This is a genomic window from Microbulbifer mixtoriginis (SeqCode) (assembly GCF_052466715.1).
The window spans coordinates 204,775-221,095 of sequence record NZ_CP174288.1 but is presented as its reverse complement, the minus strand read 5'-3'; the positions used below and the strand labels follow the sequence as shown (position 1 = coordinate 221,095).

Here is a 16,321-nt window from a genome sequence, read left to right as displayed (position 1 = left end):
GCCCCTCAGGTTCTCTCTTAGAGATTCCGGCCAGGTTCAGGCCTAAATTCACTCCTGCAGCGAAAAATATGGGTAGCAATACCAGCAACCACTATGCCAAAAATAAAATGGCCACTGGAGTAAAAAAGATAGGATTCAAAGCAATTCGCAATCAGCCAGAGAATCATAAAACCGATATAAAATAAGAAGAAGTCGCCAGGTAAAACACCTCTGCGCCAGCTTTTATAAGCCAATATGAATACCCAGCAATTGAGGACTCCCCATACCAACGCGCCCAGAACTCCATAGTTCACCAGTAAATCAAGATAACTATTGTGTAGGTGCCCAATAGTATTTTTGAACTCCGATGGCATACCTTGCAGATTTTGAATAACGAGACGTCGACCTTTACCGCCCCAGCCAAGCAATGGGCGCTCAGCTATCCAATTCATCGCAGCATGCCAGCTATGGATCCTGACACCGATACTAGAATAGGGAATCGAATCAAGATTACCTGAAAGCAAAGCATCAACGGTGTTACTCTCGAGCCCGAGGCGCTTGCTCACCACATCCCCAACTTTCACCCAAAGGGCAACCATGGCCACACCGATGACCGTCCCCCAAGCTATTAGGTGCAACCAAACTCCCTTACCCTGCTGGCGAAGAACAATAACCACACTAACGATTAAGAGAGTGAATAGAGATACCGCTAAAGCAAACCAAATCGCACGAGTCTGTGAATAAAGCACAGCCAGAGCACATATACCAACAGCAACGGCCCAGGCTAAGCTCGATATGGAAAACAGTCCTGTATATCTAAATAAGCGACGAGAGAAAACGGCTAGGCCCAACAGTGCAACACCAAAAAGAATGGCGGTATGCTGGGCATTATGGAAACCAAATTCGACTCGCTGCCCCCTAGCTCCATCTATCCACTCAGCAAATCCCCCTCCCGCTACCCAGGGTGCCAAAAGCAGAGCAAGTAGTGCCGTCAACCAGAGAGTTAAAGTATTGCGAGTACTGCCGCCCAACCAGCAGGCTATGGCAGCGAATACAAACCACTGCCCCAGGCGGTGAAATTTCGGGGAAGACTCGGCCCATTCTGGGTATGCCATTAACATACCAGCCCAGGACAACATCTGAACTAATAAAGCAGCAGCGAAGAACCATCCGACTGGTGAGTTGAGCCAGTTTCTTCCACGGGTAAAAAGTACCCAAAAAGTAAGAACAATAAATAGAGTTTTAGCGGTATCTGCAAAATCGCTCCCCAAAGGAAATAGTGCTGCATATAAAAGCAGCAGAGCGCCTCCTAGCATTTGTAAGTTTGTAGATACATCGATCAGCTCATTGCGCTGCCAAAATTGAGCAAAAATGCCTTTCCAATCCTTCGCAAGGTTTTTAATTGGTAACACCAATAACTCCCACAGCCCTTAATGACTTATTTACCAACACCCCATTAAACAGGGGTAAAGATTGAATTCGCTATGCAACGTTTTCGATTCACACCAAGTCTGCAATGGGCAGACACCTATTGAGTACAGAGGGATAATTTACTTGAGCATTCTACGAGAACAACAGGCAGGGTACTACTTTCCCCTGGAGACTGGTCAGGGAAGGCACTCTAAAGTGTCCTCCACCTGAAATTGGGAGGATCTGAACTTAGCCCAAATCTGGTGAGTTAGGCTACAGCAATATGGCTTGTGTCATGAAGGCCGGTGTCATCTACATCACTCAGCCAACCTCGGTGCGCGGTACTGCGACCATGCACTACATCAAAATAAAGTCCCTGCAAGCGACCGGTGATTGGGCCGCGGCGACCACTGCCGATGGAGCGACCATCGAGCATACTGATAGGCAGCACCTCTGCGGCGGTACCCGTAAAAAAGGCCTCATCGGCGATATAAACCTCATCGCGTGTAATACGCTTCTCCACCAACCGGTAACCGCACTCCCTCGCCAACTCAATCACCGTATCCCGGGTAATGCCATCCAGGCAGGAGGTCAGCTCCGGGGTATAAATAATCCCATCCCTGACGATGAAAAAGTTTTCCCCACTGCCCTCGGCCACATAGCCCTCTGGATCGAGCAATAACGCCTCTTCGCAACCGTTGCGAATCGCCTCCTGCAGGGCCAGCATTGAGTTGATGTAATTACCGTTGGCCTTCGCCTTGCACATGCTGATGTTGACATGGTGACGAGTATAAGAGGACGTATTGACCTTGATGCCACGCTCCAATGCCTCTGGGCTCATATAGCTGGGCCACTCCCAGGAGGCGACGATTACGTGGGTACTAAGGCCCTCTGCACGCAACCCCATCCCCTCAGAGCCGTAAAACACCATTGGGCGCAAATAGGCGTGCTGGAGATTATTTTCCCTGACTACAAGACGCTGAGCCTCATTCAGCTCATCCGCTTCATAGGGCATAGGGATATTCATGATCTTCGCTGAGCGAAATAAACGACGGGTATGATCCTGCAGGCGAAAAATACTGGCTCCGCGATCGGTTTCATAAGCGCGCACCCCCTCAAAAACACCCATGCCGTAGTGCAGGGTATGGGTTAGGACGTGCACGCGCGCATCGCGCCAGGGAACCAACTCACCGTCAAACCAGATAACGCCATCACGGTCGGCAAAAGACATAGGGCAACTCCCACTAATCCTGAAAAACAGTTTAATCGGGCAGCAGGACCAAGCCGGTTTTAACCGAGTAATTGCTGCCAGTTTGTTAGAACGGTCTTTCTTTCCGCTGTGAAACGGTCATCGCTCACTGTCCCTGGCAGTTGTTGTAGTGCCAGGCGATGACCTTCAGATCGGTAGGCTTTGTAGGCGTCGATCAGATGCTCGACCTGTTTGGCCGGCATCAGGCCCGCGTCATTCAGACTTTCGAGAATGCGAATATTATCGGTGTATCGCACGATCGAGGGCGCAGTTTGCGCCCAGGCCAGAGCAGCATATTGAACCAAAAATTCAATATCGACAATACCGCCCGGGCCGTGCTTGAGGTCGAAATTTTGATCATTGCTTTTATCCAGGTGAGAGCGCATTTTATCGCGCATCCCAACCACTTCCTCGCGCAATTTCCCCTCATTTCTGGGCTCGCAAAGCAATTTCAGGCGCAGGGCCTCAAAGTCCTTGCAGAGCTGTTCGCTACCCGCAACCGGGCGGGCGCGCACCAACGCTTGATGCTCCCAGGTCCAAGCACTCTCGCGCTGGTATTTTTCAAAGGCTTTCATAGAGGTGACCAACAGGCCCGAATTGCCCGAAGGGCGCAAACGGGTATCCACCTCATACAGCGGTCCGCTCAGGGTACGGGTTTGCAGGATATGAATCAGGCGCTGCGCAAGGCGGGTATAGAAGCGCAAATTGTCGATACTGGTTGCGCCGTCGGTAGCAAGCTGGGGGTCCGCATCGTGCACAAAAACAATATCCAAATCGGAGCCGTGGGATAATTCCAGCCCCCCAAGTTTACCGTAGGCGACAATGGCAAAGTGCATATCTTCAGCTGTGGCGCCGGCCGGCTGTCCATATTTATCCACCATTTGCGCCCAGGCTAGGCTGAGTGACTGCTGCAATATGCCTTCCGCCAGCCAGGTGAGAGAGTCGCTTACCTTCATCAGCGGTAATGCCCCGCTGACCTCTTGAGCGGCAATACGCAGACTCTGGCTCTGCTTGAAATAGCGCAGTGTTTCCATCTGCAGCTCCAGATCTGCTGGATCGACACGCAACAGTTCGCGGCGAAGCTCATCGGCAATATCTTCAGCCGTGGCCGGTGCCAGCAGGCGGCGAGAATCCAGTAGTTCATCCAACAGGATGGGGTGACGCGCCAGCTGCTCGGCGATTCGTGGGCTGGCACTGCACAGTTGTACCAGCTGGCTGAGTACTGGGGGGTTCTCATTGATAAGCACCAGGTAAGCGCTGCGGCGCAACACTGAGCGCACCAGGGGGAGTACCCGACCGAGCACCAACAATGGTCTTTCCTGCAAACTGGCTGCGGCCAGCAACAAGGGCATAAAGTGATCCAGGCGCTCACGCGAAGATGCTGGCAGTGCCACTACCATTGGAGAGTGATTGAGATCCCGCAGTAACTCCAGAGCCTCCGGCGCCGGACTGAAACCTGCATTCTCCAGGGTCTGCAGATTGATCTCTTCACTACTCTCATCGCCACAGCTACTCCACAATCCCTGCCACTCTTCCGCCACATGGGGCTCGGCAATCTCCTCCGGCGGTGCAATAACCGTGTCGAACTCTCGCTCCACCACATTGCGAACGGCAGCCAATTCCCTGGACAACTGATCCCAGTTGTCGCGACCGAGGGCGAATGCGAGCCGCTCGCGTTCTGCTGGGTCCTGCGGCAGCGCTTGGGTCTGCTGGTCTTTATAAGCCTGCAAGGCGTGCTCCACCCGACGCAGCAGCAGGTAGCAGTTGCCCAACTCATCGGCGACACCAGGTTCCACATGGCCGTCAGCTTCCAGCAAAGGCAGGATTGTTAACAAATTGCGCTCTCGCAACGCCGGCACACGTCCACCGCGGATCAACTGGAAAGCCTGCACGATAAACTCCAGTTCGCGAATACCTCCACGCCCCAGCTTGATATTGTCAATCAACCCACGGGCGCGTACCTGTCGCTGAATCAGCGCTTTCATCTCGCGCAAGGCATCAATAGCACTGAAATCAATATAGCGACGGTAAGTGAATGGCCGCAACAGCTCCATCAACTCGGCGGCAACGCTTTGATCGCCGGCCACCGGACGCGCCTTGACCATGGCGTAACGCTCCCACTCGCGCCCCTGGGTCTGATAATAATCTTCCAGAGCGGCAAAATGGCTCACCAATGGACCGCTGTCACCGTAAGGGCGCAAGCGCATATCCACGCGAAACACGAAGCCCTCCGCCGTGATGGCATCCAGGGATTTAATCAGACGCTGGCCCAAACGCTGGAAAAACTTCTGGTTTTCCACACATTGATCGCCATCGGTATGCCCAGGGTCGGGATAGGCGAAGATCAGATCGATATCCGAGGAGAGATTTAGCTCGCGCGCGCCCAGCTTACCCATACCCAGCACCACCAAAGACTGAGCCCTCCCACTTTTATCCCGGGGCTCACCATAACGCTGTGCCAGCTGGCGGTGGTGCCACTGCAAAGCCGTGCTAATAGCGAGCTCTGCCAGCTCGCTGAGACGCAGACAGGCTTTGGGGATATCCCACTGACCGGCAAAATCGCGGAAAATAACCTCGGCGGTTGCTCGATTACGCATCTGCCGCAGGGCCAGATCTAAAGTTTCATCGCTATCAAAGCAAGGCAATTGCAGGCCCAGATCATCCTGTCGCAGTAGTTCCAAAAGGAAATACGGTTGGCGGCAGCACTGTCGATAAAAGAATTCAGAACCGATAAAACTACGTGCCAGTGCCAACCTAAGCGCTTCATCTTGTAGCAACGCCTCTGCCTCAGCCGCCAATGCCGGGCCCGCCGCCTCGCGCCAGTCTCGCCACTGACTCTGCAGTTGCGGGCGCAGGGGTTCGGGGCAGATGGCGCTATCAATCATGGGAAATCGATCCTTATTTCCAAATGTGGAATTCTGCAGGGGCAGCACTCCCGCCCCACAATTTTTAAACTCAAACTACCTTGGGAAAGTTGGGCCCAATTAAAAAGCGATATCCGGCGGCGGTGCCACACGCAATACTTCCGCCACCGTAGTCAGGCCAGCGGCCACTTTCTTGGCCCCCGACAGACGCAGACTGTTCATACCCTCACGCATAGCCTGGCGACGCAGCTGTTGTAGGTCGCAATCGGGGGTGACAATGGTCTGCACCGCTTCGCTAAACGGTAGGATTTCATAGATCCCCTGGCGGCCCTTGTAACCAGTGTTACGACATTCAAGGCAGCCCTCGGGGGCATACACTTTTTCGGGTAGAGGCGCTTTCCATGGGCGAACCAGGGAATGCCAATCCGCCTCATTGATAGTGTCTTCACGTTTGCACGAAGGACAGAGAGTCCGCACCAGGCGCTGGGCCATAACACCGAGGATGGTGGACTTAAGCAGGTAGTGAGGCAATCCCAAATCCAACAGACGAGTAACCGCCGTGGGAGCATCGTTGGTGTGTAGAGTGGAGATTACCAAGTGGCCGGTGAGCGCTGCCTGTACCGCCATCTGCGCGGTTTCCAGATCGCGAATCTCCCCCACCATGATGATATCCGGGTCCTGGCGCATCAGAGTACGGATACCCGCGGCAAAATCGAAGCCGATAGAATGGTGGACCTGAGTCTGATTAAAACTCTCCTCCACCATCTCGATAGGATCTTCCACGGTGGAGACATTCACTGCACTGGTGGCGAGCTGCTTGAGGCCGGTATATAGGGTAGTGGTCTTACCCGAGCCGGTAGGACCCGTAACCAGCACAATGCCGTTGGGCCGCGCCAGCATCGTCTGCCAGCGGGCCAAATCAGTGCCGGAGAGCCCCAGATCACTGTAGGAGCGCGCCAGTACCTCGGGATCGAAAATACGCATCACCAGCTTCTCGCCAAAGGCGGTAGGCAGAGTGGAGAGGCGCAGTTCCACCTCACTGCCATCGGGCCGCTTGGTTTTTATGCGGCCGTCCTGGGGTTTGCGCTTCTCCGCCACATTCATACGCCCAAGGATTTTTAGGCGACTGGTTACCGCTGCATTGACCTGATCGGGCAGTTCATGGATCGGATGAAGCACCCCATCGATACGAAAACGAATACGCCCCACCTGACGCCGCGGCTCGATGTGAATATCACTGGCGCGCTGATCGAAAGCGTGCTGTAACAACCAGTCGACAATATTGACGATATGCTGGTCATTGGCCTCCGGGTCTTTAAGGCTGCCCAACTCCAGCAGCTGCTCAAAATTATTCGCCGCAGAGGTACCCTGCAGTCCACTGGCGCCGGAAATGGAATTCGCCAGGGAGTAAAACTCCACACAGTAACGCTTGATATCTGCAGGGTCAGCCACCACCCGCCGCACCCGACGCCCACTGGTATGTTCCAGCTGCTCCTCCCAACCGTGGGTGAAAGGCTGGGCCGTGGCAACGGTTAACTCTTCTGCACCAGCCTCGACACACAAAATCTGGTGGCGCTTGGCGAACTGGAAACTCATTACCTCGGTTACCGCGTTCACATTCACTTTGAGCGGGTCGATATGATAGAGGGGGTGGTCTGCACACTCCGCCAGCCAGGCACTGAGTAGCTCGTCGCCCAGTAAAGTGCCTGGGCTCTTCTGGCTGGCCAGATCGCAGCTGGCGATATAGCTGAGCGGATGCATCTGTGCCTGCTCCGCAGTGCGCGGAGTACCCACAATACGGTTCGCATCCAGCCTGCTCACGTAGCCCTGGGCAACGAGGTCCTCCAGTAATCCACGCAAATCCAGCAACCTGTCCGCCGCTCTACTCTCTGTCATCGGCATGCCCCCTTATTCTCATATGACGACGCATTGTAGCCCTATCAATCGAAGCCGACAGTGCATCGTTAACGCACTAATACCGAAGTGGCTCCGATTGGGGTACCATGCCGCCGTTTCGCACCCTGAGCAATGGAGCTAACCATGGCCCTGTCGAATATTGCCAATTTGTTTGGCCGCTCACCGATCAAGCCGATCGAGAAGCATATGGCTACGGCCCACGAGGCTTCAGCCGACCTGATCCCCTTCTTCGACGCCCTCATCAAAGGCGACCTGAAAGAAGCGGAGCAGATTCAATTGCGTATCTCTGCAGCAGAGAATCGCGCCGATGACATCAAGAGAGACCTGCGTCTGCACCTGCCAGACAGCCTGTTTATGCCTGTCTCCCGCTCCGACCTGCTGGAGCTGCTGCACGCCCAAGACGAAGTGGCCAACACAGCGCAGGATATTGCCGGGCTGGCGGTCGGTAGAAAAATGCAGGTCCCTGAGAGTCTGCAGTCTCTGATGACCACTTTTGTAGAGAGCGCCGTGGCCACTTCCGCCCAGGCCCTGCGCGCGATCAATGAACTGGATGAGTTGCTGGAGAGCGGCTTTGCCGGGCGCGAGGTGACCATCGCCAAGCGTATGACCGAAGAGCTGGATGAACTGGAGCGTAAGTCGGATAAATTGGAAGTCGAAATTCGCGCCTCGCTGTTCACTATTGAAAAAGACCTACCACCGGTGGATGTGATGTTCCTCTACCGGGTAATTGAATGGATCGGCGAACTGGCCGATCGCGCCCACAGCGTGGGTAACCGTTTGCAGTTGTTGTTGGCACGTTAGGGGGTTCAACGTGGAAATTCTTAGTCAATATGGCCATATTCTGTTGATATTGGCCTGTGTCGCGGGCTTTTTTATGGCCTGGGGTGTTGGTGCCAACGATGTCGCCAACGCCATGGGCACTTCAGTCGGCTCGCGAGCACTGACTATCAAACAGGCGATTGTCATCGCCATGATTTTCGAGTTTGCAGGCGCCTATTTAGCCGGTGGTGAGGTAACCGCCACGATCCGCAAAGGCATTATCGATTCTGATATCTTTGCCTCACAGCCCGAGCTGCTCGTCTACGGCATGTTGTCCGCCCTGCTCGCCGCCGGCACCTGGCTACTGGTGGCCAGTATCCTCGGCTGGCCGGTATCCACCACCCACTCCATTGTCGGCGCTATTGTCGGTTTCTCCGCAGTGGGTATCTCCCCCGATGCGGTGGCCTGGGGCAAGGTGGGTAGCATTGTAGCGAGCTGGGTAGTCTCCCCTCTGCTGGCAGGTACTATTTCCTTCCTGCTATTCCGCAGCGTGCAACGCCTGATCCTCGATACCGAGGATCCATTTGCCAACGCCAAGCGCTACATCCCTTTTTATATGTTCGCCGTGGGCTGGATGATTGCCATGGTGACCCTGACCAAGGGCCTGAAGCACGTTCTCAAAGACGCAGATATCAAGCTCAGTTTCCTGCAGGACGCCGGGATTGCCGCGATTGTGGGTCTGTTGGTCGCAGGCGTTGGCGTCACCATGCTCAAGCGTATTAAGCGTGACACCTCCATCGAAGCAGAGAACCGCTTTGCCAATGTGGAGCGTGTCTTCGCGATCCTGATGATTTTCACCGCCTGTGCCATGGCCTTCGCCCATGGTTCCAACGACGTGGCCAATGCCGTTGGTCCACTGGCGGCGGTAGTCAACACCATCCAAATGGGTGCGGTAACCGCCAAGGCAACTATGCCTTCATGGATTCTGTTACTTGGGGGCCTGGGTATTGTGGTGGGCCTCGCCACCTATGGCTTTAAAGTAATGGCGACTATTGGCCGTAAAATTACCGAGCTAACGCCCAGCCGCGGCTTTGCTGCAGAACTCGGCGCCGCTGCTACCGTGGTAATGGCCTCCGGCACCGGCCTGCCCATCTCCACCACCCATACTCTGGTGGGCGCGGTACTGGGTGTTGGCCTGGCCCGCGGTATCGGTGCGCTGAACCTGCGCATGATTACCACCATCGCCGCTTCCTGGGTGGTTACCCTGCCCGCTGGCGCCGGTATTGCGATCCTGTTCTTCTACTTCTTCAAGGGATTGTTTGGCTAATTGCAGTCACGCACTGTCCGTCAAAAAAGGGAAGCTCAGCTTCCCTTTTTTATTTCCACTTACTCTTAATTATCCCGGTGCAAGGACCCAAACAGCAGCCCCCCTCATCGCCCCCTGAGAAACTGAACTAAACTGTCCCAGATCTAACAGTCGCCCTACCTGCCTAGTGGCTATCACTGGCTGAAGTGAATATCACCACATGAATACACATGACACAAAGCATTGGACCGTTGGCACCTATCTCGCACAGCGCTTGAAGGATGTGGGGATCGGCCACTATTTTGCCCTGCCCGGCGATTACAATCTGGTATTACTCGATCAGCTGTTACAGGAACCTGAGCTGCAGATGATCAGCTGCTGCAATGAATTAAATGCGGGTTATGCCGCTGACGGCTACGCTCGGGCAACCCAGGGACCCGCCGCCGCTGTGGTGACATTTTCTGTCGGCGGGCTCAGCATGATCAATGCAGTCGCCGGGGCCTATGCCGAGGATCTCCCGCTAATTGCTATTTCCGGGGGGCCAAATACCAACTCGGAAGCCGAGTGGGAGTACCTGCACCACACCTTGGGCGAAGTGAATTACAGCTATCAGCGGGAGATGTACTCCTACGTCACCGCCGAAACCGTAATTATCCATCACCCCAGACTGGCACCTGCCGCCATTGATCGCGCTCTCGATACCGCTATGTTGCGGCGCAAGCCGGTGTATATAGAGATCGCAGCCAACGTCGCCAACGCTCCCACCTCGGCCCCCATACCCCGTGGCTTTGCCCGGCGGCCTACCAGCGACCCCGACTCTCTGGCCGCTGCCGTGGAGCATATCGCCGATTTTTTTAATGCCGCCGAGCGCCCGGTTTTAATCGCCGGTAGTAGGGTGCGCGCAGCCAGTGCACAAAAAGCCCTGTGTGATCTGGCACACAGCTGCAAGTACGGGCTCGCCTCTATGTCTGATGCCAAAGGCCTACTTCCTGAAAGCCTAGGGAGTTTTATGGGGATCTACTGGGGTCCGGTAAGTACTCCAGGCTGTAGTGAGATCGTAGATACTGCGGATGCATTACTATTTGCTGGCCCACTATTCACCGACTATACGACGACGGGACACCAACTGTGCTTTCAAAGTGAAAAGGCTGTCCTCGTTCACCCCACATCCGTTCAGTTGGGTGAGACCTGTTACAGCAATGTACATATGAGAGACCTGCTGGATGCCCTTGTCGGGCAACTGAGGACAAACGATGGGGCCCTAAAAGCCTACCACAGGGTCAGCAGTCCCAGACACATTCCCAAGCCCGGTAAACCCGACACACCGCTCAGCAGCAAGCAATTGTTCGCACGTATCCAAAAACTCCTCGACCGCAAAAGCACCCTATTGGTGGAGACCGGAGATTCCTGGTTTAACGGTATGGAGCTTTCATTGCCCGAGGGAGCACAGTTTGAGATTCAGATGCAATATGGAAGCATCGGCTGGTCTGTGGGAGCCAGCCTCGGCTACGCCCTCGGAATGAGCAAAGGGCGCCTGATCTCCTGCATTGGCGACGGCTCCTTCCAGCTCACTGCCCAGGAAATCTCTACCATGATTCGCTATGGGGTTAACCCGATTATTTTCCTGATCAACAATGGTGGCTACACCATTGAGGTGGAGATACACGATGGCCCCTACAACACTATAAAAAACTGGAAATATGCCCAGTTGGTGGAGACATTCAGTGCCGGGGAAGGCGATGCTTGGGGGTGTAAGGTCGGCACCGAGGGAGAGCTAGATCAGGCCATTGCAGAGGCCAAGAAACGCAATGGTTTGTGCCTGATTGAGGTGCTCATCGACCGCGACGACTGCAATGTAAACCTGCTGCGCTGGGGAAACCAAGTTGCACGCAACAATAGCCGAGCGAACAGAAGCTTATAAGAGTTTTTGCAAAAACTTGCTGTGAAGTTACCGAAATTAGCAGCAAAGCATAGGACAAATAATCATCTACACTTCCTCAAGATGAAGATTTGACAAACCTCTCAAACATATTCTTTTGGGAACCATCCTATGAACCCTGAATTTAAAGCTGGCCGCGTATCAATCAAGCAAATGGTTAAGAACCGTGATGATCGCTTGATTTTGGCTGTCGGAGTAGGCAATGGTAGTCAAGCCAGAATTCTGCACGAACTGATCTACACACTAGAGGATAGAGGAGAAATTCCAGATTTTATTGGAGGCTTTATTTATTACTGCTCTGGCTTTTTATGTGCTGCAGATCTCGGCTTTGCCGATATGGGGTATATATTACGTGGAGATATGGAGCACCAAACTCATATAGTTGAAACCGCAACTTGGTGTGCAAGCCTTCAAAATGGAAGGCCAGCTTTCCCTATCGGAGTAGATATCGACACTGGATATGGCAATGAACCCTCTTCAGTAATTTTGGCAGTTCGCCAGATGCATAAACTTGGCGCGCAATTCGTACAAATTGAAGACCAATTTGGAATTAACAAAAGTTGTGGCCATATGGCAGGCCCCTTGGGCAAGGGCAAAGAAATCATTTCTACTGAGGAGATGATCAAATACAGACTAAACCCAGCCATCGCTTACGCGAAAGAACAAGATGACTTACTAGTTGTTGCCCGTACCGATGCCGTCGGCGTTGAGGGAACCAAATCAGCAATCAGCAAAGCAAAAGCTTTTAGTGAGGCAGGGGCAGATATTTTATTTGTTGAAGCCCCTGAAAATGAACAAGAACTAAGAAGTATCGCCAGCGAGTTGAAAGATACTTCTTCTTTAGTGCTGGCTAATATTGTCGAAGGCAGCCCTGACACGCCCTATCAATCTCCAAAGCAAGTTCATGAAATGGGGTTTGACATGGCCATTTATCCACTGGGAGCCTTGCTGGCCTCAAATGATAATCTGGTCAAATATTACAGTGCGATTTGTCGAGGGGAAAATGCCTTAGATGCATTGCCAAGCGCCTCTCTCGATCAGTGGTTTGACCGTTTTGGAAAAATGATCGGTAGAGACCAAACTCAATACTGGAATCAATACTTCACCAAGTAATGAGCCCATTTCTATAGAGAAACTATCTCCATACTCAGTGCGCACCTGTCCCTCTATTAGACATCATCATTTACACAGATTTAAGGGGTAAGATGACATGGATGCTCATTAAGAGCATCCATGGGTCTATTCACACCACATTTCAAGAACCGTGAAACTTCCGGCTTATTCTCCGTAATTTTTCAGGACAGCTAACCTCGGGTTGATAACCCCTCACAGTTACCAACTGTGACAAATATCATGTAAAAATAATGCATTATCCAAACTTCGTTTAAATATCGATTTAGCTAAGTAGTTTGAAAATGCCACTACTAATCTTCGTCACCCTGCTCTGGGCCTTTTCTTTCAGCCTGATCGGTGTTTACCTGGCCGGCCAGGTCGATAGCTATTTCTCGGCAATGACCCGGGTTTTATTGGCTGCTCTGGTATTTCTGCCCCTGCTGCAGTGGCGACGCTGCAGAGCCCGCAGCGCCATTATCCTAATGGCCATTGGCGCCGTGCAGCTGGGAGCCATGTATCTTTTCTACTATCAGTCATTCCTGCTATTGAGTGTGCCCGAGGTGCTGCTGTTCACCATATTCACCCCATTGTACATTGCACTGCTCTATGATCTGATTGAGCGACGCCTGTCACTGTGGAATTTAGCCATCGCTCTGCTGGCAATCTGCGGGGCAGCCATTATCCGCTGGGACTCCCCCAGTGGCGACTATTGGTTAGGCTTTGCCGTGGTCCAGGGAGCCAACCTGTGCTTTGCCATTGGCCAGGTTGCTTACAAACAATTTATGCAGCGGGAACAATCACTCCCCCCCAGGCAGACTTTTGGCTGGTTTTTCCTGGGTGCGGCAATCATTACGGTAAGCGCATGGGCCATTTTGGGCGAGCCCAAATACCCACAAACCACAACCCATTGGGGAATACTAATGTGGCTTGGCCTTGTGGCCTCCGGCCTAGGTTATTTCCTCTGGAATAAGGGCGCGACGCAGGTGTCCGCAGCAACGCTCGCAGCTATGAACAATGCCCTGGTGCCCGCCGGCCTACTAGTAAACCTGTTAATCTGGAATCGCGATGCGGACATTCCCAGACTGGTTCTGGGTGGATGCGTGATCGCGTTGGCGGTTATCCTCAACGAGCGACGCAACAAAATAGGGGACAATTCCCATGGCGCCTATCGCAGTACCTGAGCTAAAGACCCAACTTCGGCAATTAATCGCCTGCCCCAGTGTCAGTGCCACCGATCCAGCGTTGGATATGGGCAACCGCCCAGTGGTGGAAAAACTCGCGGACTGGCTCGAAACCCTAGGGTTTGCTGTGGAATTGATGCCCCTGCCAAGCAGCCCGAATAAAGCCAACTTGATTGCCACTCTGGGCGCACGCGAGGGCGCAGAGGGCGGCCTGATCCTTTCCGGACACACCGACACGGTTCCATTCGATGAAGGGCGCTGGCAGTCAGACCCATTCAGTCTGCAGGAGCGCGACAATCGCCTCTACGGCTTGGGCACCAGTGATATGAAAAGCTTTTTCCCCCTGGCCATTGAGGCTGCCCGTAGCTTTCTCGATAAACCTCTGCGCCAGCCCCTGACCATTCTCGCCACCGCCGATGAAGAGACCTCAATGACCGGTGCCAGAGAATTGGTCAAAGCAGGGCGCCCGCAAGGACGCTACGCGGTAATTGGCGAGCCGACTGGCTTGCGCCCGGTTCGCATGCACAAAGGTGTGATGATGGAGGCCGTGCGTATCACAGGACAATCGGGGCACTCCTCCAATCCTAGCCTCGGTGCCAATGCCCTGGAGGCCATGCACTTGGTTATTGGGGAGTTATTACGTCTGCGTGGGGAGTGGCAGGAAAAGTACAATAACCCCGGATTTGTCGTCCCCGTACCCACCCTCAACCTTGGCTGTCTCCATGGTGGTGACAACCCCAACCGAATTTGCGGCCATGCGGAGTTACAGTTTGACGTACGCCCACTACCCGGAATGTCACTGCAGGAATTGCGCCGTGAGTTAAATACAAGGCTGCAGGCATGTATCGACAACAGTAGAATTCATTTCGATATGGTTTCTCTGTTTCCCGGTACCGAACCCTTCGAACAGGATCCTAATTCTGAGTTGGTCAAGGTTGCAGAAAAGCTCACCGGTTACAGCGCCCAGAGTGTCGCCTTCGGCACTGAAGCCCCCTACTTGAAGAGCATGAATATTGACACTATCGTGCTTGGCGCCGGTGATATAGACCAGGCTCACCAACCGGATGAATACCTGGAGCTCGATCGTATAGAGCCGATGGTAAAAATATTGCGCAATCTGATCGGACGCTTCTGCCTCTAAACCATTCAGGCCGGCCTGGCTTCAGTTAAATTTTTATCCGCCCCTTACACAAGCAAATACATCGACAGACGGAAAGGTATTAGTGACCGACGAGAACGCCTCCCTCAATTGGTTCCGCCATGCGGCGCCCTATATCAATGACCTGCGCGGTCGCACTCTGGTAGTCGGCATTCCCGGCGACGGGCTCGAACACAGCAACTTTCGCAACCTGGTCCACGATCTGGCGCTGCTCGCCAGCCTTGGAGTCCGCCTGGTAGTGGTGCATGGCTGCCGTGCACAAGTCAACCGCGCCCTGCAAGAGCGGGGCATTGAGGGCCGTTTTCACGGCAACAAGCGTGTTACCGACCGGGAAAGCTTGGAAGTGATAAAAGCCGCAGTGGGCAGATTGCGCTTCGATATCGAAGCGGCCTTTTCCCAGGGGCTCCCCGACTCCCCCATGGCGCGCTCAGCGCTGAAGGTAATCTCTGGAAATCTGGTTACTGCACGCCCATGCGGCGTTCTGGATGGTGTCGACCTGGGCTGGACCGGCACAGTGAGGCGTATGGAAGTCAACACTATTGAACAGGCACTAGACCAGGGCGCACTGGTGTTACTATCCCCCCTGGGGACCTCTTTGACCGGCGAACTGTTCAATATTAATTACCTGGACCTAGCCGCAGAGGCCGCTAGAGTCCTGCGAGCCGAAAAACTGGTGCTGTTCCGCGAGCCGGCGCAATTGATGCTTGATGGTAATCCGATCAACGAGCTCAGTATTGTGCAGGCCGAGCAATCCGCCACCCGAATACAGAGCAAAACCCTGCAGTGTGCCATTCAGGCCTGCAATTCAGGTATAGCCCGGGTCCACCTGCTCAGTTACTGCCAGAATGGTTCTCTGATCCAGGAGCTTTTTCGCCGTGAAGGCGCCGGTACCATGATCTACCGGGATAGTTATGAAGTGGTACGCCGGGCGCGAATCACCGATGTGGGGGGGATTCTCGGCCTGATTCGACCACTGGAGAAGCAGGGCGTTTTGGTAAGACGCTCACGGGAAAAGCTCGAAGCCGAGATAGATCATTTCACCCTGGTGGAGGTCGATGGTACACCCGTAGCCTGTGCCGCTCTCTACCCTATTGGAAACGACAGCGACGATACTTCTGCCGCTGAGATTGCCTGCGTGGCAAGCCACCCAGATTTTCGTGGCGGTGGGCGCGGCGCCAAGCTGATGCGCCACCTCGAACGCCAAGCCCGAGCGGTCAATATCCGCGAGCTCTATGTGCTCACCACCCAAACCGAACACTGGTTTATCGAACAGGGGTTTGATCAGGTCGGGGTGAGTGATCTGCCTGCCTCACGAAAATCCCTGTACAACATCCAGCGCAATTCACGCATTCTGCGCAAACAGCTCGGCCAGGGCGGTACGTCTTAACTCTCTTCCCTCGCAATACCTATCCTAGTAAGCAGCGCAGTGGCTCGACACTGCGCGA

At 53.9% G+C, this 16,321-nt stretch carries 11 protein-coding genes; 7 read left to right on the top strand and 4 right to left on the bottom strand.

The genetic code is table 11. The annotated features are described in order from the left end of the window. Positions 1-17: 17 nt before the first annotated feature. The 4 genes from ACJJH9_RS01230 to tfpB form a co-directional block, all read right to left on the bottom strand. Positions 18-1,391 (bottom strand): O-antigen ligase family protein, encoded by a 1,374-nt coding sequence (locus tag ACJJH9_RS01230; protein WP_444924017.1) that lies wholly within the window; start codon positions 1,389-1,391, stop codon positions 18-20. Positions 1,392-1,657: 266 nt separating this feature from the next. Further along, entirely contained in the window at positions 1,658-2,620 is a 963-nt protein-coding gene (locus tag ACJJH9_RS01225) for a branched-chain amino acid transaminase (protein ID WP_444899651.1), read from the bottom strand. Positions 2,621-2,679: 59 nt separating this feature from the next. Continuing rightward, positions 2,680-5,523, bottom strand: coding sequence for a bifunctional [glutamate--ammonia ligase]-adenylyl-L-tyrosine phosphorylase/[glutamate--ammonia-ligase] adenylyltransferase (gene glnE, locus ACJJH9_RS01220; RefSeq protein WP_444924016.1), 2,844 nt, complete (start codon positions 5,521-5,523; stop codon positions 2,680-2,682). Positions 5,524-5,622: 99 nt separating this feature from the next. Then, on the bottom strand, positions 5,623-7,398 hold the full coding sequence (gene tfpB / locus ACJJH9_RS01215; protein ID WP_444924015.1) for a type IV pilus assembly ATPase TfpB: 1,776 nt from the start codon (positions 7,396-7,398) through the stop codon (positions 5,623-5,625). Between the two features lie 144 nt (positions 7,399-7,542). On the opposite strand from tfpB, the gene ACJJH9_RS01210 reads away from it, so the two are divergent. The 7 genes from ACJJH9_RS01210 to argA all read left to right on the top strand — a co-directional run bounded on the left by ACJJH9_RS01210 (position 7,543) and on the right by argA (position 16,263). After that, a complete protein-coding gene (locus ACJJH9_RS01210; RefSeq protein WP_444887384.1) occupies positions 7,543-8,220 on the top strand; it encodes a TIGR00153 family protein in 678 nt (225 codons plus the stop codon). 10 nt (positions 8,221-8,230) lie between these two features. After that, positions 8,231-9,505: an inorganic phosphate transporter gene (locus ACJJH9_RS01205; protein WP_444924014.1), complete on the top strand. Its 1,275-nt coding sequence runs from the start codon at positions 8,231-8,233 to the stop codon at positions 9,503-9,505. Positions 9,506-9,704: 199 nt separating this feature from the next. Continuing rightward, positions 9,705-11,405, top strand: a complete 1,701-nt coding sequence (locus tag ACJJH9_RS01200; RefSeq protein WP_444924013.1) for a thiamine pyrophosphate-binding protein — start codon at positions 9,705-9,707, stop codon at positions 11,403-11,405. Positions 11,406-11,534: 129 nt separating this feature from the next. Beyond that, entirely contained in the window at positions 11,535-12,536 is a 1,002-nt protein-coding gene (locus tag ACJJH9_RS01195) for an isocitrate lyase/PEP mutase family protein (RefSeq protein WP_444924012.1), read from the top strand. 302 nt (positions 12,537-12,838) lie between these two features. Further along, positions 12,839-13,717, top strand: a complete 879-nt coding sequence (locus ACJJH9_RS01190; protein ID WP_444924011.1) for a carboxylate/amino acid/amine transporter — start codon at positions 12,839-12,841, stop codon at positions 13,715-13,717. Beyond that, positions 13,695-14,858 (top strand): acetylornithine deacetylase, encoded by a 1,164-nt coding sequence (argE, locus tag ACJJH9_RS01185; RefSeq protein WP_444924010.1) that lies wholly within the window; start codon positions 13,695-13,697, stop codon positions 14,856-14,858. Before ACJJH9_RS01190 ends, argE begins: the two co-directional genes overlap by 23 nt. 82 nt (positions 14,859-14,940) lie before the next feature. Further along, on the top strand, positions 14,941-16,263 hold the full coding sequence (gene argA, locus ACJJH9_RS01180) for an amino-acid N-acetyltransferase (protein WP_444924009.1): 1,323 nt from the start codon (positions 14,941-14,943) through the stop codon (positions 16,261-16,263). The last annotated feature ends 58 nt before the right edge of the window (positions 16,264-16,321 follow it).